This window comes from Winogradskyella jejuensis (assembly GCF_900129745.1).
In the GTDB taxonomy this organism is placed as follows: domain Bacteria; phylum Bacteroidota; class Bacteroidia; order Flavobacteriales; family Flavobacteriaceae; genus Winogradskyella; species Winogradskyella jejuensis.
Map to the genome: position 1 here is coordinate 287,862 of NZ_FQWS01000002.1, position 20,789 is coordinate 308,650.

The window sequence follows — 20,789 nt, forward strand, 5'->3', positions numbered from 1 at the left end:
GTATTATTTTATAATTCGAATGCGTTATTATTAACAAAGAAAATGGCGTTCACTAAGAAGAGCTTTCCGTTTTCCCAAAAACTTCTGAACATAGGGTTATCTGCCATGTAAATAAAACTTCCACTTCCCATACGTTCTTCACCAAATACTAACGTGTTTTCTAAATTATTCAGTGCATTTTTTCCTGCAAAACCAGAGAACACTTTAGTATCTGAAATATGTCCAACGTTATACCCATTATCCAACAAGTCGTATGCTGAACTTCCTATTTTTAGGGTAAAATAATGGTTGTCATACCCAAATGCCATAGGATGCGTATTGTCTATTTTACTTTTAAAGATAGCTCCTGTTATTAGATTGTTTGCGTATTCGCGTTCACGGTCAGCATAAGGAGTGAGGTTTTCAGATTCTTCACTGTTCTCACTTGATTTGTACTTTAAGCTAAAGCCGTCTTTACCTGCAAAGCTTCTTAGGGCAGCATCAATAGCAATAACTTTACCTCCAGAACGCACCCAATCTTTTAAGGTTTTCATCAAGTCCTCATTTAAAATACGGCCATAATAACCACTTGGCATGATTAAGATATTGTACTTGTCTAAATTTGTTCGACTCAAGTTATCCGTATTTATCGATGTTACTGGATAATGCAATTGCTGCTCAAAAAAGTGCCAAAGTGCGCCATAGTTTAATGATGAGGTGCCTTCACCTGAAAGCATAGCTATTTTCTGTTTATTGATTAACTTAATATCTGGCGACCCAATATCTGGTGTGCGTTGTGAAAATCCTGAATTGATAGTAGCTAGCGCCTTATCGTGCTTTTTAGCAATACTATTCAAGGTAGAAAGCATATTGTCTAGCTTGGCATTATCACCTTTTGTAATGATTAATGAACCACGTTCAAAACTTTTTCCGTTTGATGTGAATGGTTTTTCTGTAAAACGTACTCTGAAATTTGCTTTTAAAAGTGAAGCTAAAAATTGCGCATCTTTCATCGAGTCCCAATCGCTCACGTAGCCATAAGCATCTTGTAAGACTTGGTATTCCGTTGTTGAAGTAGGTTTAGTACTAGCTATTTTCGTTGTACTTGCCACAGCATCTAATCCGTAAGCGTAAGGCATACTCCAAGCCGTGATGTCATAGGTTAAAGAGTCGGTGAGTTTTGCGTTAGGCTCAAATAACACTTTTACCATTTTACCTTTTGGCTGATTTGTATGTACTACAAGCGAGTTGTTATTTAAACTAATACTACCTTGTTTTCCAGTGGTATAATTATAGCCTGTTGCCTTAGTTGTAGTTGCATTTTCAAATGCAATGTCGTGCTTTTCTAAAAGTGATTTCAAACGTTCTATTCTATCTGAATTCCCTGAAAGCGCATAGCTTTTATATTTCAAATTTGAATTATCGAAGAATTTCCCGAATTCATCATTTAAGCGTTTCGCATTTTTTGAAGCAATCTCAACAGTAGATAAACCAGTAGTCGTATGATGCGTTAAACGCTCAACTAAAGTCAGTACATGGCCTTCGTCGTTTAAAATACCTAAACCAGCACGTCCGTGTCCACCTTGTTCGTAAGTCATACCAATAGCGCCCATATAAGTTGGGTAGGTGTCACCATAACTTGGATAAAACAAATCGAAGCGTTCGCGTGTGAAAAATAACCAACCTTCTTTGTCGAAATATTTGGCGTGATTTTTCCCGATTTCCGTTTGAAAGTTGTGTTGAAAATCCGAAATTATTTCATGAAACGGTTCTGCAGCTGGCGCAAAATAATACGGCTCGTTTATACCTTGCTCATGAAAATCGACATGAATATGTGGCATCCATTTATTATACGCTTTTAGTCTTGAAGCTGACTCTATTTGGCTTGCCCAAGCCCAATCACGATTCAAATCAAATAGATAATGGTTTGGTCTTCCGCCAGGCCAAGGTTCATTATGTTCGCTAGCTTGCTGGTCGATGTCGTAAGGTTGGCTAGCCGTTTCGTTAAACCAATTCACATAACGGTCACGACCATCTGGGTTAATACATGGGTCGATAATAACTATCGTATTTTTTAGCCACTCTTGCTTTTCGGTTAATAGTTTGTAAAGTGTCAACATCGAAGCTTCAGTACTAGAGGCTTCATTACCGTGAACGTTGTAGCTTAACCATACAATAGCAACTTCAAGATTGTTAGGAGTGCCATTTAGTAAACCAGCATTCTTCAAATTATTCTCGCGAATGTTTTCAAGACTTTTGATGTTTTCTTCACTAGAGATGTAGGCTAAATATAGAGGACGACGTTCATAAGTTTCACCATATTTTTCTAGTTTCATTTGCTTAGGAACAGCTTTCTCAACAGCTTTAAAATAGTCCACAACTTGATGGTGTCTGCTAAATTGTGTGCCGATTGGGTAACCTAAAAATTCATTTGGTGATGGAATGTTTTGCGAAAATGTCGATAGACTTAATCCAAAAACAAATAATAACGATAAAAGGAGTCTTTGCATAGTAAGAGTTAGTTTAGCATCAAAGCTAGTAAAAATAAATACTGTGTTTTATAATATGGTGTTTCTAATAGTCATATTAACTAAAAATTAGCAGTTGTCTTTTGCGCATAATGTATATTTATGCCTGATTTAAAGATTACACATGCCAACCGACTGTATTTCGTTTAGAGAGACAAACTACTTTTCTTCGTTTATCTGCGATTATTTGGATGAAAACCCAAAGCTAAAGCCTTTGTATAATCGTTTTCCAAATCTTGAAAACTTTAAGGCACAAATTGAAGACAAATCTTTCGCTTTTAATAATCAGTCGAGAACTGTCTTAGTTGAAGTTCTTAAAAAACAATATCAAAATATTGAAGCCTCAGAGTTGACTGTTCAAAATATTGAAAGCCTACAGCAAGAAAATACATTTACTATAACTACTGGTCATCAATTAAATCTATTTACGGGACCGTTATATTTCTTACACAAAATTATATCGACCATAAATCTTACAAAAGAACTTAAAGAGAAGTATCCTGATTATAATTTTGTACCAATTTATTGGATGGCGTCAGAAGACCATGATTTTGACGAGATTAGTTATTTCAATTTTAAAGGCAAAAAAATAAAATGGAATCGTGAAGATGGAGGTGCGGTTGGTCGTTTTGATACTAACGGATTAGATGCTGTTTTAGATATTATTTCGTCGGAGTTTGGTCCTGGAAAACACGCGGAGCAATTGAAGCTTTGGTTTAAAGAAGCTTATGTGAATCATGATAATTTGGCCGATGCTACACGTTATTTGGCAAATGCGCTTTTTACCAACTATGGTTTAGTGATTTTAGATGCGGATGATGCAGATTTGAAACGTTTGTTTATTCCAAACATGCAAAAGGAATTAGTAGAGCAAACGAGTTTTAATAAAGTTAATGAGACTAACAAACTAATCGAAGCCTTAGGTTACGGTGTACAAGTTAATCCAAGAGAAATTAATTTATTCTACATAACATATAATCTTCGGGAACGTATTGTTTTTGAAGCTGGTGTTTTTAAGGTGAAAAACACCGAAATCAGCTGGACAAAAGACGAATTGCTGAAACACCTTTTGGAATCACCTGAATGTTTTTCACCAAATGTCATTATGCGTCCATTGTATCAAGAAGTTATTCTACCGAATCTATGTTATATTGGAGGCGGCGGCGAGTTAGCCTACTGGTTTCAAGTAAAATCAAATTTTGAAGCGCAAGCGGTTGTTTTTCCTATACTGTTGCTTCGTAATTCAGTTTTAATAAAAACCGAAAAGCAAAATCAAAAACAAAAACACCTAGAAATATCTAATAAAGATTTATTTCTAAAACGTCCGAGTTTTATTAACAAGCATGTTAGACTAATATCTAATATAGATATTGATTTTACTCAACAGATACAGCATTTAGAACAACAATTTCAGCATTTATATGCCCTAGCAGAACAAACCGATAAGTCATTTATTGGTGCTGTTGATGCGCAAGTAAAAAAGCAAATAAAGGGTTTACAACATCTAGAAAAGCGCTTACTAAAAGCCCAAAAGAGAAAACTTGCCGACGAAATTTCTAGAGCCACTGACTTGCAAGAGCAACTGTTTCCTAATCAAAGCTTGCAAGAGCGTAATACTAATTTCTCAGAGTTGTATTTGGAGTTTGGAGAGGATTTAATACCTACTTTGATTGAATTTTTACAGCCATTAGAAGGTGAATTTCTAATTGTCACTATATAAAAAAAGCAAGCTAAATAAAGCTTACTTTTTTTAACTAGTATCAACTTAATTCTTTATGAATCGTAACGTTTCATAATTATCAAGTTTTAAGAAGTAAATGCCTTTATCTAAATGCGACACTAAAATCTGTGACTGCCGTAGAAGTTGACCAGAGCTTACTTGTTTTCCTAAAACATCATAAATTATATAATTTTCTTGTGTATTTAGATTTAAAATGTTGATATAATCTTCTGTTGGATTTGGATAAACTTTTAACACATTATTCGTTTCAATTTGGTTGGTTGAAAGTGTACTACGATCAAAAACACCAATATCAAAAGAACCAGTTTGTCCAGAATAACCATCTACGGAAATATAATAGGTTTCGCCAGCAGTTAGACCAGAATACTCTATGAGGGCATTATATTGTGGAGCACCATTTTCGTCTATATTAGCATCATCGTCCTCATCACATGCCAAAAGTGTTGCAGTTGCTAAATTAGTACAATCTAAAACATCATATAATAATAATTGAGAGTCGGTTAGTGTACCATCAGGATATCGTGTGTTTATCTGTACCTCACCAGAGGCAGGTGCTACAAAGCTAAACCAAACAGAATGATTTGAAACATCGTCAGCATAACACGATCCTGCAAGTTCATTAGCTTCAGTACTACTATAGTTGTTATAATATGCTCCTCCACTAGAATTGGTATTCATCGTAATCATAATAGTGTCACATAGGCTATCATTTATTGGTGTAGGTAATTCATTTGTTGTAAATGAAATTACTGGTGAATATAAACTCGAGCTATTTTCACATTGTGATACAACATATACGTCGTAGGTTGTATCCAGAATGAGACTTGTAAACTCAATGCTAGTAGCGTTACCTGTAGTTGTTTCACTAAATAAAGGGGTTTCTGTTTCTGGATTATCGCCCGATGCCATAAGTAGTACATCAAAGGTATCAGCATTAGAGTTTGGTGATGTCCATAAAATAGTTGCGGTTACATCTGTAATTGATGTTACCAAAATATCTTCAGGTGGAAAGCATAGTAGGCCCTTAATAGAGACTTCAAAACCTCTGTCTAGGTTAGGGCTAGGAAAACCATTAGAATTTATGGATGATCCTCCAGGATAGGGATTTATTGTGCTACTACCACTATATTCCGTAAGAAGATTATCTACATAAAATTGAAATGTGTATTGATGTCCTTCTACAACATTTAATTCATCTACAAGATAGACTCTGATATCATCATTTATAGTCGTAACATTTATGTCTGGGAATACTTCAGTATAAATGAGATTTCCGCTAGTTCCGTTACCCTCAAAAATATTTAATGTATTAGAGGATACAGTACCAGTCTCTGGTGTGTTAAACTGAACATATTCTAAACTACCTGTACATTCTGCTGTAAAACTCTGGCCTAATAACCGTCCTGCTGAAAGATAGGTTGGTTTACTATAACCTATTTGGCATTCCGAATCAGATAAAATTGAGATATCATCTAATAACCAGTCATCTTGATACTCATCTATATGTACAAAAGCGATGTAGATCTGTTGACCATCATATGCAGAAAGATTAATAATAATCTGTTCATAATCTAAAGTAAAATCGCTGTATGTTGCTATTGTTGAAAAATCAGCATGCGTTGTTTGTGAAATTGTTGATATTCTAACATCATACCGTGAAGCATATTCAGTATTAAAATTTTCTTTAGAGAAAAACGACAGAACTGTGTTTGAAGCATTAGTTAGGTCTATTAACGGTGTGACTAACCAATCTTCCGCTACACCAATATTTGAATTTGCATAACGACTGAACGCTGCTAAATTACCAGTATATGCATCTGTACTAGTTGTCCAATCATTAGCAGGTCCAACATCATCAACACCTCTAAAGGTAGCCCAACCTGTTGGTGGAAATATTCCGCTTTCAAACCCTTCTTCTATGATTGTAGTTTGTGACTGTAATCCTGTAACTACAAGTAGTAAAAGGATACCTAAAATAATAGTTTTCATAATGTTTTGTTTTTGTGGATTGGATTAATAGTTTTTCGTGTACACATTGAAAAAGAATTGTAGCTAATTAATAAAACACAATACTATTTTAGGATGTATACAAAACAAACATAATGGAGTAGCTAAAAGTTCCAAAATAAGTGCAGGGTACAAAAGGGGTACATAAAAAAACACCTGTATTTACAGGTGTTTTAAACGGTTTTAATTTTTAGATTAAATACCTATAATTGTGGCTTCTAAAGACTCACTTGAGTCCAATCCCATCTTTTTACGAAGGCGTTGTCTGGCTTTTTTAATCCCATCACTAGAGATGTTTAAGATATTTGCAATATCTTTTGAAGATAGATTCATTTTTAAGAGTGCCATTAAACGCAGATCATTTTTGGTAACGCTAGGATACTGTTCTTGTGCTTTGTTATTAAACCCTTTATGCACTTGCTCAAAATACTTACTAAAGTTTTCCCAGTTGTTATCGTCCTGCAAATCGAAGTTGATGGTCTGTATGAGCATTTGGTAGCCAGGATCAGCATCTGCATCAGCTTTTAATACCTTGGCTTTTTGTTTTAAGTCGTTTAGGACTTCGTTCTTTTTTGCGAGATGTAAGGCGTGCGTAGTGAGTTCTTTGGTTTTAAATTCTAAATCACTTTCAGCTTTTTCCTTAGCCAATTTATTACGTTTATTTCTTTGGTAAAAGGCGTAAACTGCTATTAGAGCCATTGCTAAACCTAGCGCCAGTAAAAGACGTTGAAGATTATTGTTTTTACTTTTTATATTTAAAATCTCTATTTCATTTTTTTGATTTTTTATTTCTTGTTCCTTTTTTTCGGTTTCATAAATGGTGCGAAGTTCTTCTATCTGTTTTGATTTTGTTTTGTTGAAAACAGAGTCTTGTAGAATAACATACATTTTATGGTCTTCATAGGCTTCTTTATAATTATTCAGCATAGCATTAGCTCTTGCACGATTTTGATATGTTGGAATGAGCCTACGTTTTAAGTTCTCCTTATTAGCAGCTTCTAATGCTTTGTCTAAAAATGGTTTAGCCTCTTGTGCTCGGTTTAAATTTACAAGTGCAGTTCCCATAGTTAAAGGACCAAGAGATGAAATCCTATTATTTTGGTTGTTCTTTTCAATATCTAAATAAGCTTTAGCTTTTTCTAGAGCCATCTCATAATCCTCACGCTCTTTATAACTTTCACCATGATTAAAGAGTACTAGTTTCTGCATATAAGGCCAATTTTCATCCTTGGCCAGACTAAAGGCTTTATTGAATGAGCTATCCGCTCTTTTGAAGTCTTTTTGTTGAGTATAAATAATGCCAATAGTGTTATACATGTTGCATAGATACTTCTTGTTATTTTCATCAATTAGAGCCAGAGATTTTTTTGCATATTCCAAAGCTTGATCATTATTCTCTAACTCGCATTCTGTTTTAGCTAGATTGGTATATATATTGCCAAGATGAGATGTGTCTTTTCTTTTTTCAAAGTATTTTAAGGCCTTAAGGTTTTTTTTAACTGCTAGTACATAATTATCATTAAAGAAATGCGCTCTAGCTTCCTTTTCAAAGGTTTTTGCTATGTAGTTAGAGTCGTTAATTTTTTGATAGAATTCTAAGTTTTCAGCAATCATTTTGAGTGCAGCCTCGTAACCCTCTTCCCACCTGACGTAATCAATAAGCGAATACCTAACGGATGCTTGACCCTCAATAAAATTGATTTCTTCATATTTTTTTAGACTCTTTTTGTAATAATAGATGACTGAGTCTAATGCTTTTTTCTTACTATGATAATTTGCAAGATTATAAAAGCTGGTAGCTATTCCTTTTTGAAAATTAATACTCTTTGCCAGCTCATATTGTCTATTAACAAAATGCTTTGCCTTTGAGGTATCATTTTTTAAGTGATAGATAATTATTTGATTTAATACATTAACTTTTGTGGTATCGTTGGGTAACTCTTTGTAAATCTGCATTAGACTGTCAATTTTCTTCTTATTTTGAGCACCTATCGATAATGATAAAAAGAATACCGTAATTAATGTAATATGTTTAAAAATCATAGCTCATTAAAGTGTTTAGATAAAATTATAAAGATACCAATTATAAAAAGAGCCTAAATTTTACAGGTAGGACAAAAGGGGTACAACTTCAAAAGATTCAAATTTCGTAGGTCAAATTCCAAAATTTTCTGTTTGGAATTCAATTTCAAATTAAACTTCTTTTATATGTTAAAAACTATTCAAAAAATCATAAATCGTAAATCGTAAATTTCATTGCAATGATTATTTTTGCACATGCAACACAACAAAGTCCTTATTTTAGATTTCGGGTCGCAATATACACAGCTTATTGCGCGTCGCGTTAGAGAGTTAAATATTTATTGCGAGATTCATCCATTCAACAAGATTCCTTCAGATTCAGATAGCTTCAAAGCAGTTATTCTTTCTGGTAGCCCAAACTCGGTTCGGGGAGAAGACGTCCTTCATCCAGATTTATCAAATATTAGAGGGAAAAAACCTATGCTAGCCGTATGTTATGGCGCACAGTATTTAGCGCATTTTTCTGGAGGAGAAGTGGCTGAATCTAACACGAGAGAATATGGTAGAGCTAATTTAGGCTTTGTAAAAGAAGATGAAAACTTTTTTGAAAACATACACGAAGGTAGCCAAGTATGGATGAGCCATAGCGATACCATAAAGAAACTACCAACAGGCGGTGTGTTATTAGCAAGTACAGAAGACGTAGAAAATGCAGCTTTTAAGATTGAAGGTGAAACTACATATGCCATTCAATTTCATCCAGAAGTTTATCATTCTACAGACGGACACCAACTGCTTCAAAATTTCTTAGTAAAAATTGCTAAGGTTGAGCAAGATTGGACACCAAATGCTTTTGTAGAAGAAACCGTACAAGACTTAAAAGACAAGCTAGGGAACGATAAAGTGGTTCTTGGGTTGTCTGGTGGTGTGGACTCGTCCGTAGCGGCAATGTTATTGCATAAAGCCATTGGTAAAAATCTCTACTGCATCTTTGTAAACAACGGTTTGCTACGTAAAAATGAGTTCGAAGATGTACTACATCAATACGAAGGTATGGGATTAAACGTAAAAGGTGTAGATGCTTCGGCACGCTTTTTGGATGCCTTAGCAGGAAAGAGTGACCCAGAGGAAAAACGCAAGACCATAGGTCGTGTTTTTATTGAGGTTTTTGATGATGAAGCGCATTTGATTCAAGATGTAAAATGGTTAGCACAAGGTACTATCTACCCTGATGTGATAGAAAGTGTTTCGGCTACAGGTGGACCAAGTGCAACGATAAAAAGTCATCATAATGTTGGTGGATTACCAGATTTTATGAAGCTTAAAGTGGTTGAGCCATTAAAGGCGTTATTTAAGGATGAGGTAAGACGTGTTGGTGCATCAATGAATATGGATAGCCATTTATTAGGTCGTCATCCATTTCCTGGACCAGGATTAGCAATCCGAATTCTTGGAGATCTAACACGAGAGAAAGTTCGTATATTACAAGAAGTAGATGCCATTTTTATAAATAATTTACGTTCTTGGAATTTGTACGATAAGGTTTGGCAAGCAGGAGCCATGTTGTTGCCAGTAAATAGTGTAGGTGTTATGGGAGATGAGCGTACATACGAAAAGTGTGTGGCTTTAAGAGCTGTAGAAAGTACAGATGGTATGACGGCGGATTGGGTAAATTTACCTTATGAGTTTTTGCAAAAAACCTCAAACGAAATAATAAATAAAGTAAAAGGCGTTAATAGAGTAGTATATGACATTAGTTCTAAACCGCCTGCGACTATAGAGTGGGAATAATTAAATTGTAGTAAATGAAGAATTTTTTAGCCATCATCATCTTTGTATTTTCATTTTGTGCAAGTGCTCAGAATTATAAAACGCACAAAGTAAAATCTGGTGAGACCATAGAGAGTATAGCCAAAAGATATTTAGTAACACCTTTTGATATATATGCTCTTAACCCAGATGCCAAAGCTGATTTTGCGCCAAATATGACATTGATTATTCCAAATTCTAAAGTTAAGAATGATGAAATCGTAGAGCCTTCAAAAGAAATCATTGACTACAAAAAACATAAAGTAAAACGAAAAGAAACACTTTATGGATTATCTAAACAGTACAAGGTTACTGAGGACGAAATCAAAAAAGCAAATCCAAGACTATATTCAGAAAATTTAAGAAAAGGTGACCGTATTAGAATACCGCGTTACAAAACGGTAGTGTCTAAGCAAACCTTATCTAACACCATTAAAAAATATACAGTACAGCCTAGTGAAGGCAAGTGGCGTATCGCTTACAAATTTGGGATTACAGTTCAAGAATTGGAGGACTTAAATCCTAATATGAATGAGGTGATTCAACCTGGAGATGAATTAAATGTACCTAATATTGCTAACAATGAAGAGAAACCAACAGATACAGAATATAACTTTTACGAAGTTCAGCCAAAGGAAGGGTTTTTCAGACTTAAAGTAAAATTAGGTCTTACTCAAGAACAGTTAGAGGAACTAAATCCAGGTCTAGAGGAAACTGGCTTAAAATCAGGAATGGTATTAAAAGTACCATCGGATGTGGAGGTGGCATCAACACTTTCTGAAGATTTTGACAAAACAGATTTAAGAGATAACATTAAGAATACAGATACCAAGCGTCTAGCTTTGTTATTGCCATTCAAACTTCATCTTATAGATATAGACTCAGTAGCAGAGGTGAAGGCTATGATGAAATCTGATAAAGTGTTAAGTACAGCTCTAGATTTTCATTCAGGAGTTTTAATGGCATTAGATTCTGCAAAAGAATTGGGCATTTCTACAGATTTAAAAGTTTTTGATACTGAAAACAGAACTGCAGAAGTGGCTAATATTGTAGATAATGAAGACTTTTCGAATTATGACGCTGTTATCGGTCCTATGATGACTAAAACTTTCGACCGTTTTGCTGCTGCTGTTAATAGTGATAATGTGCCTGTTTTTGCACCATTAGCGCTGCCCACAAAAGTGTCTCGTAATGTTTATCAAACCATTCCAGAGAAAAAGATATTATCTCAACGTATGGTCAACTATATAAAAGCAGACAGTACTAAGACCCAAGTTGTAATTATCGCAGACCAGAAACATAAAGAAGTTAGTAACAATCTTAAGAAAGAGTTTCCTGTAGCTACACAGTTATTCTCTGAGGTAAATAAAAAAGGTAAGGATAAAGGTAAAGACGCTTATTTTATCTACCCAACGACCTTCGAAGGCGTTTTTAAGCCAGGTAAGAACATCGTGTTTTTAGAAACCGATGATGTTTCTTTTGGTTCTAGTATTATTAGTTTGTTAAATGGATTATCTACCGATAAAATCGAGATTATATTAACGACAACTCATAAAAGTAAGGCTTTTGAGAGTAAAGATCCAGATAATAATTACCATTTATCTAATCTTAAATTCCATTATGCCACGATTAATAAAGAATACGATGGTGAAAATGCGAATGCGTTTGTAAAGCAATACACGGAAAGGTATAGCGTTTCGCCTAGCAAGTATGCAACAAGAGGTTACGATTTAACGATGGATATCTTATTACGTTTATCTGCAGAAGAAGGATTTGGCAATTCTGATACGGAAACAGAGTATATCGAAAACAAGTTCCGCTATAACAAAAAGTTGTTTGGTGGCTATGTTAACGAAGCGTCTTACATTGTAAAGTTCGATAATCTTAAGATTGTTGAGGTGGACTAAAGTCTATTGTATTCAATCTTTTACTACAATATCAAGTACTAGTTCACGTTCTTAAGATTGAATTACCGCTAATATGATAAGATTATTTTTTGCCCTTCTATTCGTCACTTCATTTACATTTGCTCAAGACAAAGATTTAGAAACTTTTTCTTGGCAAGAAGACAGACCTTTGGTCTGGGCAGATTTTAAAGGCAAGCCTAATCCCAATACAGATGCCGCTGCATTAACAGCTTCTGGAATTTCATTTGGATTTTCTATAGGTAAAACAGGCAATAGAATTACCGATTTTTCAACCACTGTAGAGTGTTTATTCTATCCATCAGAATCTTGGTATAAGGTAGAAGATGCTGACGACCATATTCTTAAACACGAACAATTGCACTTTAATATTACAGAGTTGCATGCGCGTATGTTTCGTCAGCAGATAAGTGAATTAAGAGCCTCATCGCAGCTCAAAACCCAATTAAATAGTTTGTATAAAGCCATTAGTAAAGCTTCGTATGAGATGCAAAACAAGTACGATGATGAGACTAATCACTCTATTAACAAAGAACAGCAAGCGGCTTGGCAAAACTATATTACGGCAGAGTTAAAAAAGCTTGAAGCTTTTAAAACACAGTAAATGTTATCAGGGAATAAAGCCGCTTTAATAGAACTCGCCAAATACAAAATGCCATTTGGCAAATACAAAGACCAATATCTGGTAGACATTCCTGAATATTACTACACATGGTTTAAGCAAAAAGGCTTCCCAAAAGGAAAGCTAGGCAATATGATGCAACAGATGTACGATATTAAAATCAACGGATTAGAAGAGTTAATTTATACGATTAGGAGGGAGTTTTGAGAAGCTTGGTTTTATTGTGTTGTAGTCAGAATTTATTCAGCTTTTTGATAGGCTTCCTTAACCCATTCTATTAATTCAGAGTCTATTTGGTTTACATCTGTTAATCTTACTCTATGCGTACACATTGTTCCAAATGGACCAGAATTTTCGAGTCTTTCCGTTGTTGGTTTTCCTTTTAACTTTAATCCCAAATCTATCCTTGATTTAGTTGCAGGTTTTATAACAGCAAATTTTCTTTTTCTGTCCAAACTAACTTCAGTTTTCTTCGGAGTAACCTTTACATCATCTCCAAAAGTTTTAATAACAGAAATTAGGTTTTCATAAATTTGAAATAAATTTTCCTTACCGTTGTATTGAATTTTAACTAAATCTTGTGGCGTTGTTTGTTCTTCCTTAGACAAAGAAACTATGGTGTTGGCAAAACCATGTGTAACACTATGTTCATTTTTGAGATAATTTACTGCTTCAGAATGTTTAGCAAAATCTTTAGACTGCAATATAGACTTCCACTCTTCTAATGATTTACCTGTTTTTTCAGGCATATTATCAATCATTGTTTGTAATGCTTTTTCCATTTGTTAATATTTTACACTAGGTTTTCCTGTTTCTAAATAGGATATTAAATTTAGGTATGATTGTTCATTACCTTGAATAAAAAATTTCATCAAAGACATATATTTTTCGTTCTTTTTATAGCCTATACCATAAGAAGTGACTTTTGTTTTTGTAGGGCTTATTTCTTCAAAAAGAATTGTATTAAATAAGTCTTTCTCATCTTCTTTCATAAATTCTGGAAAGTTTTTATTGAGTTCTGCCTGAAGTGTTAACATCCGCTTTGGGATATAATTTATGATGTGTAATGTAATTGTAGAATCATCTCCAATACTACCATTCTTATTGTAATTAGTTTTTATAACTCCATTAATTTTAAAATCAATATCAGCAATCGCAGTGGCCCAACTTTCCCATCCTTTTTTTGTAGTATACGCATTCCAAACAGAATCTAAAGCTACATTAACTATAAATGATTGTTTTAAAACCACATTGTAGACGTGAGAAGAATCAACAATAGAAGTAACTCTGTTTTCTTTGGATACATTATTTGATTGCGCTATTGATAAAAAAGGAATAGAAACCAATAAACTTATAAATAGTATTTTTTTCATATTGATGAGATTAGTAAATCGCAAATTAAGAAGTTTGATATTAACCTGATAGTAAAAAATTAACCTTCCCTGTCAAGTGGGAAGAAATTGGGTTCATCCTTATGAAAGTCAAAATTGATAAATTCTTCTGGGTTAAAGCCTGAGAACTCTTTAAATTCTTTTATAAAATGCGATTGGTCAGAATAACCAAACTCATAGGCAATATCTGTCCATTTTAATTTCTGCTTATTTCGGATTTGTTTGAGAATCTCATTAAATCTAAAAATTCTATGAAACACTTTTGGGGTTAACCCAAAGTATTTTTTAAACTGATTGATAAGGTGCTTTTGGGAGTTTGGATAGGAAGCAATAATTGTGCTACTTTCTGAAACAGGTTGAGATTGTATTTTCTTGAGGATGGATTGAACGTCTTCTGCTGCTGAATGGCTTTTGTCAAATCTTTTCAAAAGCCAGTTTTCAGCATTTTTAAACTTTTCTGAAATACTCATAGCGTTTAAAATCTGAGTTCTTAATTCTAAAATTTCATTTCCAAATAGTTCTTGGGCATGGATTACTTTGTTGTTTAGCTCGTGAATTGGAATATCGAAAAAAGGACTCACGCCACTAGTTTTAAATTGAATTACAAACATTTCAGAATTCTGATGAGCAGAAATAGAAAGGTAATCTTTATGCATGCCAGAAACCCATACGTTTCTGTAATTTCCGTTAGGTTTCAAGGTTTTTCTGTCAAACGTATGATATTCAAAACCATCCAACTCAAATATTATAAAAACATGTCCCGTAGGAACTACACGTTCAATAGAATGGTCTGGCTTAAACCCTTTGTAATAGAATATAGACTCTATATAATCTACTAATGGTTTCTTTAAATTATGTGTTTCAAATATCAATGTGCTTTGGTATTGAGTAATAATGCTTCAATCAGATGATGAAAATGTTTTCGTATTTCATAACTGTTGTTAAACGAAGTTAGCTTAAAAATCTTTCAAAATCAAGATTATAAATCTTTGTAAGGTACAACAGAAACAAACCCAAAATAGTTCTCAAATAAGTCATTTAATTTCGTAAATTTGCCTGCGTTTAACAGCGCAACATGACAACAAATCCTAAGTATATTTTTGTAACTGGCGGCGTGTCTTCTTCTCTCGGAAAAGGCATTATAGCGGCGTCTCTAGCCAAATTACTCCAAGCCCAAGGTTACAGAACCACCATCCAAAAATTAGACCCATACATCAACATCGACCCAGGCACCTTAAATCCATATGAGCATGGCGAATGTTACGTTACTGACGATGGAGCAGAAACAGATTTGGATTTAGGACACTATGAGCGCTTCTTAAACGTTCCTACATCACAAGCCAATAATGTAACTACGGGCCGTATTTATCAGAGTGTTATAGATAAAGAACGTCGTGGGGAGTTTTTAGGCAAAACGGTGCAGGTTATTCCGCATATTACGGATGAGATTAAGCATCGCATTCAAATTTTAGGCAACTCTGGCGATTACGATATTGTTATTACCGAAATTGGCGGTACAGTGGGTGATATTGAATCTCTTCCATATGTTGAGGCGGTTCGTCAATTAGAGTGGGATTTAGGGGAGCATAATACATGTGTTATTCATTTAACGCTTGTGCCATATTTGTCTGCTGCCGGTGAATTAAAAACAAAACCAACCCAACATAGCGTAAAAACCTTAATGGAAAGTGGCGTACAGGCCGATATTTTGGTATGTCGTACTGAGCATGAGTTAAGTGATAGTATAAAAACCAAATTAGCACGTTTCTGTAATGTAAAAAAGGAAGCTGTTATTCAATCTATTGATGCGTCAACCATCTATGACGTACCAAATTTAATGCTCGAAGAGCAATTAGATAAAGTAGTTTTAAAACAGTTAGATTTAGAAAGTAACCAACCAGATTTAGGCCGTTGGAACGAGTTTCTAAAGCGACATAAAAACCCAAAAGGCGAGGTTACTATTGGCTTAATCGGTAAGTACGTTGAGTTACAAGATTCATACAAGTCTATCTTAGAAGCTTTTATTCATGCAGGTGCTGAAAACGAAGTTAAGGTTAATGTAGAGTCAATCCATTCAGAATACTTAAGCACTGATGATGTAGAGAAGAAACTAAGCCATTTAGATGGTGTATTAGTTGCGCCTGGTTTTGGAGAGCGCGGTATCGAAGGAAAGATTGATGCGGTGCGTTACGTAAGAGAACACAACATCCCATTTTTAGGTATTTGCTTAGGTATGCAAATGGCGGTTATTGAATATGCACGAAATGTTTTAGGACTTGAAGGTGCCAATTCTACTGAGATGGATGAAAATACGCCTCATCCGGTCATTGACCTTATGGAATCGCAAAAAAATGTAGTTAACAAAGGTGGAACCATGCGTTTAGGCTCTTGGGATTGTAAAGTTGAAAATGATAGTATAACCTACAAGTCTTATGGAACTACAGATATAAAAGAGCGTCACAGACACCGCTTTGAATTTAATAACGATTATAAAGCACAGATTGAAGCGGCAGGCCTTAAAACTACCGGACTTAATCCTGAAACAGGTCTGGTAGAAATTGTTGAGTTACCAACGCATAATTGGTTTGTAGGTGTGCAGTATCATCCAGAATATAAGAGTACTGTGGCTAATCCACATCCGCTATTCGTATCTTTTGTAGCAGCTGCCCTAAAATATAAAATAGAAAATTAGTGTCAGTTTGGCATAAATAAGACTTTGGATAGCTTTTTGGGATATCGAGAGCATTAACTAATCAATTTACAACGTCGTAACTACGACAATGACATATGGAAGAAAAGAAATTTGATATTAACTCAATGATAGGTTTTATTCTGTTATTCGGAATAATGATATGGTATTTCTACCAAAACCAACCTAGTCCAGAAGAATTAGAAGCACAGAAAAAAGCAGAGACTGAAAAAGTTGAAGCTGAAAATAAAGTCAAACCTGAAGAACAAGCCTTAACAGCAGTAACTACTGCTGAAGATTATTCTAATGTGTCTGCATCAGACTCTTTACAGCAAATTGCCTTAAGAAATAAGTTAGGCGCTTTTGCTTATGCTTCAACATTACCATCGGCAACTGATGCCGTAACGGAAGTTGAAACGGAAGTTTTAAGCTTAAAATTCAATAATAAAGGTGGTCATTTATCGGAAGTTAAGCTAAAAGCCTTCGTAGATTATAACGATGCGCCTATCTACTTGGTAAAAGATGGAAATACCAATCTTAATATCAATTTTGCAACGACAGACAATCGTACCCTAAATACGGAGAGTCTTTATTTTCAACCATCAGTAACTAAGAATGGTGATAATACGGTAGTTTCTATGAAACTTAAGGTTTCAGAATCTAAATATTTAGAGTACCGTTACGAGTTGAAACCAAATGATTACATGATTGATTTTACCATAAAATCACAAGGTTTAGATGGCATTGTTAATAGTTCTAAAGAGGTAAATCTCGATTGGAAACTTAAAGGTTACAGACATGACCAGAGTATTACTTACGAGAATAGATATACACGTTTAACCTATCAGCATGAAGGAGATAAGATAGATAAGTTAGCTCAGATGAATGATGATGAAGAAGTGGTTTCTGATGTGAGCTGGATATCTTACCGTCAGCATTTCTTTAGCAGTATTTTGGTTCCAGATTCACCTTTTAAGACGGTGAGTATGTCATCTAAGGACTTGGTTCAAGATGAAGAAGTTGATACGGTTTATACAAAACTTTACGCCTCTAAGATGCCACTAGTTGTTAAAGGTGGAAACTTTGATACCAATATGGGGCTTTATTATGGACCTACAGATAGTAAAGTGTTAAAGACTTATGAGAAGAATCTAGAAGAAAGCATCCCATTTGGATGGGGAATTTTTGGTTGGATTAATAAAGCTATATTTATTCCTTTATTTGGATTCCTAAGTAGCTTTTTACCTTATGGTATTGCCATTATTGTGATGACAGTTTTAGTGAAGATACTATTGTCTTTTGTGCAATATAAGCAGTTTTTGTCTCAGGCAAAAATGAAAATTCTAAAGCCAGAGTTAGATGCTATTAGAGCTAAATACAAAGACAATAAATTAAAAGCACAACAAGAAACTATGGCATTGCAAAGCAAAGCAGGAGCAAGTCCATTAAGTGGTTGCTTGCCAGGCTTAATGCAAATACCTGTCTTCTATGCTTTATTTATGTTCTTCCCTACAGCTTTCGATTTACGTCAGAAAAGTTTCCTTTGGGCAGATGATTTAAGTAGTTATGATGTAATTTATCAATTTCCTCCAGGGTTCAGTATTCCACTTTATGGAGACCATGTGAGTTTATTTCCAATTTTAGCAGCTATCGCTATTTTCTTCTATATGAAGATGACTACAGGTCAGCAAATGGCAAATCAGCCTACGCAAGAAGGAATGCCAGATATGAGTAAAATGATGAAGTACATGATTTACTTCTCGCCATTATTAATGTTAGTTTTCTTCAACCAGTATGCATCAGGTTTAAGTTTATATTACTTTATTTCTAACTTAATTAGTATTGGTATTATGTTAGTTATTAAAAACTACATTATTGATGAAGAAAAGGTTTTAGCAAAAATTCAGGTGAGCAAAAGCAAGCCAAAGAAGCAAAATCGTTTCCAAAAGAAAATGGCGGATATGATGGAGCAAGCCGAAAAGCAAAAACAAATTCAACAACGTAATAGGAAAAAGTAATTTTCAATATTATGTTTCGATAAAAAAAGCCACAGTTAATACTGTGGCTTTTTTTTATATCAGATAACCTAAAACGAATTAAAGTTTTTTAATGCCTCCTCTATTTGATTATTTAAATCAATCAGTTTGTAGTCATATTTATTAGTGTCTTCATCTATGGCTTTTCTTGTTAATTGAAAAAGTTCTAAACGTAGTTCGGCATATTTTAGTAACGATTCATTACTTGATTCAAAATTAGAAGGTAAATCTTCAATTTTTATAATATCGTTTACAATAGATATATTTTTTTTCCAAAGAGGAATTACGGTTTCATCTAATTCATTTAGTAAGGTTATTCTACCCTTAGAATCAATCCTATCGTAAAACTTTAAAGACTCATCTTCGTTTTTAGAAAACTCAGCTATTTTGGTATCGTAAACGTCGTAGGCTGGATTATTCATCTCTAAAAAAGTATATGCAAAAACACCAGCAAGAATTATTAATAGTGAAATTAATCCGAATCCAGCTGCTCGCCATCCTGAAAAAAATGTATGGTTGTTCTCTTTGTGAGCTTTTAATCTATCACCTTGAGACCATTCCACTAAAAACCATATAATCCCAGTGTAAATTAGTGGTATAATAGAATTTGGAATTTTATTCATTATTTGTTCTGGTATCATAAAGATAGCCGTGAACAACATTAGAGTACAGAAGATACCTATAATTAAAGAGGTTCTAGCTTTTTCTATTTCATTAAAAGCCTTGAAATTTTCACTAATCAAATATCCAGCGACCAAAGGACCGCCAAGAAATGTGGCGCCTGTAATAGATTTTGTAGAGTATAGTTTAATATTTTTATTGAGTTGGCTGGATTGATTTTTTGATTTTTGCATTAGTGATTTACATATTTTAGATAAATATATAAAAAAGAAAAACCTCCCAAAGCCGGAAGGTTTTTCACTAACTAAATCAATCAATATAAAAATGAGGTAATCAGCCTCGACTTTTATTCTTTTAACTTGCAGGCAATAACACTGCATTTACCACATGTATTACACCATTTGATGTTTGTACATCTACAGCTCTAATACCCGCTTCGTTACCAGCTCCATCAACAACATCTGCGATGTTTCCGTTTGTTCCTGGTAAAGTAATATCTATGGTTTGTCCTTGTAAAGTTTCTGGACTTGTAGTTCCGCTTTGATTTAAATCACCAGATTGAACATTTTGTCCAGCTAATACATGATGTTGTAAAACAGCAGTAAGCAATGCAGAATCTATATCTGCAGGAGAATTCCACATCATGTTTGAGTCTAATAATGTTTGAAATGCTGCATTGGTTGGAGCAAATACAGTAAAAGGAGCTGGAGAAGTTCCGTTTGCTGTAGACAAAATTGAAACAAAATCAGGTTGACCTGCTGTGGTTAAAGAAGCTACTAAACTTCCAAATTCTGGGTTGGCTAAAGCCATATCCACTACTGTTGGTAATCCCAATACCTTATTTATAACGTGAATTACGCCATTATCTGCTGGGACGTCAGGTGTAGTAACATCAGCTCCATTTCTTGGAGCAGACGTTGTACCGTCTCCACCATTAATCTCAACGGTATTGTTGTTGTCTGCATTTACTCTCGCATAAATACTTAAATTGTTGTTTCCTGGAGCGTCAGCACCAGTGTTAGCATATATACCTGTAGTAGTAATTGCAGAAGATGGTACTTCAGTTCCTACAATAACATGGTTTAATAAAATTTGTCTAACTAATTCTTCCTCTGAAGTAGATAAGTTTGCTAAATCTAAACCAGTAGCCGTTAGTAAATCGTCAAAAGCTTCATTTGTTGGTGCAAATACTGTAAATGGCCCAGGACCTTGTAATGTCGTTACTAAATCTGTAGCTTGCAACGCTGCAGCTAAAGATGTAAAACCGTTGGCAACAGCAACATCTACAACTGTCACAGTTGTAGGTGTATTATTGTCATCATCATCGCTACATCCAGTCAATACTAAAACCAATAAAAAAACTGGGAGTAACTTTAAATACTTTGAAATAATTTTCATTTTTTTGAGTTTAAAAGTTAA

Annotated in this window: 15 protein-coding genes; 7 read left to right on the forward strand and 8 right to left on the reverse strand. The window is 34.3% G+C overall.

Annotation, left to right across the window (positions count from 1 at the left end):
* Positions 1-8: 8 nt before the first annotated feature.
* Positions 9-2,489, reverse strand: coding sequence for a M14 family metallopeptidase (locus tag BUB95_RS09095; RefSeq protein WP_073085720.1), 2,481 nt, complete (start codon positions 2,487-2,489; stop codon positions 9-11).
* 142 nt (positions 2,490-2,631) lie between these two features.
* Here BUB95_RS09095 and bshC point away from each other — a divergent pair, with 142 nt between their 5' ends.
* Positions 2,632-4,227 (forward strand): bacillithiol biosynthesis cysteine-adding enzyme BshC, encoded by a 1,596-nt coding sequence (bshC, locus tag BUB95_RS09100; protein ID WP_073085722.1) that lies wholly within the window; start codon positions 2,632-2,634, stop codon positions 4,225-4,227.
* Positions 4,228-4,272: 45 nt separating this feature from the next.
* Here bshC and BUB95_RS09105 read toward each other — a convergent pair whose 3' ends face one another.
* Positions 4,273-6,237: a T9SS-dependent choice-of-anchor J family protein gene (locus BUB95_RS09105; RefSeq protein WP_073085724.1), complete on the reverse strand. Its 1,965-nt coding sequence runs from the start codon at positions 6,235-6,237 to the stop codon at positions 4,273-4,275.
* A 213-nt stretch (positions 6,238-6,450) separates the two neighbouring features.
* Positions 6,451-8,298: a tetratricopeptide repeat protein gene (locus tag BUB95_RS09110; protein WP_073085726.1), complete on the reverse strand. Its 1,848-nt coding sequence runs from the start codon at positions 8,296-8,298 to the stop codon at positions 6,451-6,453.
* Between the two features lie 234 nt (positions 8,299-8,532).
* Here BUB95_RS09110 and guaA point away from each other — a divergent pair, with 234 nt between their 5' ends.
* The 4 genes from guaA to BUB95_RS09130 all read left to right on the forward strand — a co-directional run bounded on the left by guaA (position 8,533) and on the right by BUB95_RS09130 (position 12,840).
* Positions 8,533-10,068, forward strand: coding sequence for a glutamine-hydrolyzing GMP synthase (guaA, locus tag BUB95_RS09115; protein ID WP_073085728.1), 1,536 nt, complete (start codon positions 8,533-8,535; stop codon positions 10,066-10,068).
* 14 nt (positions 10,069-10,082) lie between these two features.
* Positions 10,083-11,993 carry a LysM peptidoglycan-binding domain-containing protein gene (locus tag BUB95_RS09120; protein WP_073085730.1) on the forward strand — a complete coding sequence of 637 codons (1,911 nt, stop codon included), beginning with the start codon at positions 10,083-10,085 and terminating at the stop codon, positions 11,991-11,993.
* Positions 11,994-12,066: 73 nt separating this feature from the next.
* A complete protein-coding gene (locus tag BUB95_RS09125; RefSeq protein WP_073085732.1) occupies positions 12,067-12,615 on the forward strand; it encodes a DUF922 domain-containing protein in 549 nt (182 codons plus the stop codon).
* A complete protein-coding gene (locus BUB95_RS09130) occupies positions 12,616-12,840 on the forward strand; it encodes a DUF3820 family protein (protein WP_073085734.1) in 225 nt (74 codons plus the stop codon).
* Positions 12,841-12,872: 32 nt separating this feature from the next.
* Here BUB95_RS09130 and BUB95_RS09135 read toward each other — a convergent pair whose 3' ends face one another.
* The 3 genes from BUB95_RS09135 to BUB95_RS09145 are packed head-to-tail and all read right to left on the reverse strand — an operon-like array spanning position 12,873 to position 14,896.
* Entirely contained in the window at positions 12,873-13,415 is a 543-nt protein-coding gene (locus BUB95_RS09135; protein ID WP_073085736.1) for a DUF4287 domain-containing protein, read from the reverse strand.
* A gap of 3 nt (positions 13,416-13,418) precedes the next feature.
* Positions 13,419-14,006: an SRPBCC domain-containing protein gene (locus BUB95_RS09140; RefSeq protein WP_073085738.1), complete on the reverse strand. Its 588-nt coding sequence runs from the start codon at positions 14,004-14,006 to the stop codon at positions 13,419-13,421.
* 59 nt (positions 14,007-14,065) lie between these two features.
* Positions 14,066-14,896, reverse strand: coding sequence for a helix-turn-helix domain-containing protein (locus tag BUB95_RS09145; RefSeq protein ID WP_073085740.1), 831 nt, complete (start codon positions 14,894-14,896; stop codon positions 14,066-14,068).
* A gap of 203 nt (positions 14,897-15,099) precedes the next feature.
* On the opposite strand from BUB95_RS09145, the gene BUB95_RS09150 reads away from it, so the two are divergent.
* Both BUB95_RS09150 and yidC read left to right on the forward strand, forming a co-directional pair.
* Positions 15,100-16,716 carry a CTP synthase gene (locus BUB95_RS09150; RefSeq protein WP_073085742.1) on the forward strand — a complete coding sequence of 539 codons (1,617 nt, stop codon included), beginning with the start codon at positions 15,100-15,102 and terminating at the stop codon, positions 16,714-16,716.
* A 95-nt stretch (positions 16,717-16,811) separates the two neighbouring features.
* Positions 16,812-18,731 carry a membrane protein insertase YidC gene (gene yidC / locus BUB95_RS09155; RefSeq protein WP_073085744.1) on the forward strand — a complete coding sequence of 640 codons (1,920 nt, stop codon included), beginning with the start codon at positions 16,812-16,814 and terminating at the stop codon, positions 18,729-18,731.
* A 68-nt stretch (positions 18,732-18,799) separates the two neighbouring features.
* On the opposite strand, the gene BUB95_RS09160 is transcribed toward yidC, so the two are convergent.
* On the reverse strand, positions 18,800-19,603 hold the full coding sequence (locus tag BUB95_RS09160) for a hypothetical protein (RefSeq protein ID WP_073085746.1): 804 nt from the start codon (positions 19,601-19,603) through the stop codon (positions 18,800-18,802).
* 121 nt (positions 19,604-19,724) lie between these two features.
* On the reverse strand, positions 19,725-20,768 hold the full coding sequence (locus tag BUB95_RS09165; RefSeq protein ID WP_073085748.1) for a fasciclin domain-containing protein: 1,044 nt from the start codon (positions 20,766-20,768) through the stop codon (positions 19,725-19,727).
* Positions 20,769-20,789 lie beyond the last annotated feature (21 nt).

Bases quoted from the DNA above. Each gene is read 5' to 3' on its own strand.
- BUB95_RS09120 (WP_073085730.1), top strand. From the start codon at position 10,083: ATGAAGAATTTTTTAGCCATCATCATCTTTGTATTTTCATTTTGTGCA.
- BUB95_RS09135 (WP_073085736.1), bottom strand. From the start codon at position 13,415: ATGGAAAAAGCATTACAAACAATGATTGATAATATGCCTGAAAAAACA.
- guaA (WP_073085728.1), top strand. From the start codon at position 8,533: ATGCAACACAACAAAGTCCTTATTTTAGATTTCGGGTCGCAATATACA.
- BUB95_RS09150 (WP_073085742.1), top strand. From the start codon at position 15,100: ATGACAACAAATCCTAAGTATATTTTTGTAACTGGCGGCGTGTCTTCT.
- yidC (WP_073085744.1), top strand. From the start codon at position 16,812: ATGGAAGAAAAGAAATTTGATATTAACTCAATGATAGGTTTTATTCTG.
- BUB95_RS09140 (WP_073085738.1), bottom strand. From the start codon at position 14,006: ATGAAAAAAATACTATTTATAAGTTTATTGGTTTCTATTCCTTTTTTA.
- BUB95_RS09095 (WP_073085720.1), bottom strand. From the start codon at position 2,489: ATGCAAAGACTCCTTTTATCGTTATTATTTGTTTTTGGATTAAGTCTA.
- BUB95_RS09105 (WP_073085724.1), bottom strand. From the start codon at position 6,237: ATGAAAACTATTATTTTAGGTATCCTTTTACTACTTGTAGTTACAGGA.
- BUB95_RS09125 (WP_073085732.1), top strand. From the start codon at position 12,067: ATGATAAGATTATTTTTTGCCCTTCTATTCGTCACTTCATTTACATTT.
- BUB95_RS09130 (WP_073085734.1), top strand. From the start codon at position 12,616: ATGTTATCAGGGAATAAAGCCGCTTTAATAGAACTCGCCAAATACAAA.
- BUB95_RS09160 (WP_073085746.1), bottom strand. From the start codon at position 19,603: ATGCAAAAATCAAAAAATCAATCCAGCCAACTCAATAAAAATATTAAA.
- bshC (WP_073085722.1), top strand. From the start codon at position 2,632: ATGCCAACCGACTGTATTTCGTTTAGAGAGACAAACTACTTTTCTTCG.
- BUB95_RS09110 (WP_073085726.1), bottom strand. From the start codon at position 8,298: ATGATTTTTAAACATATTACATTAATTACGGTATTCTTTTTATCATTA.
- BUB95_RS09165 (WP_073085748.1), bottom strand. From the start codon at position 20,768: ATGAAAATTATTTCAAAGTATTTAAAGTTACTCCCAGTTTTTTTATTG.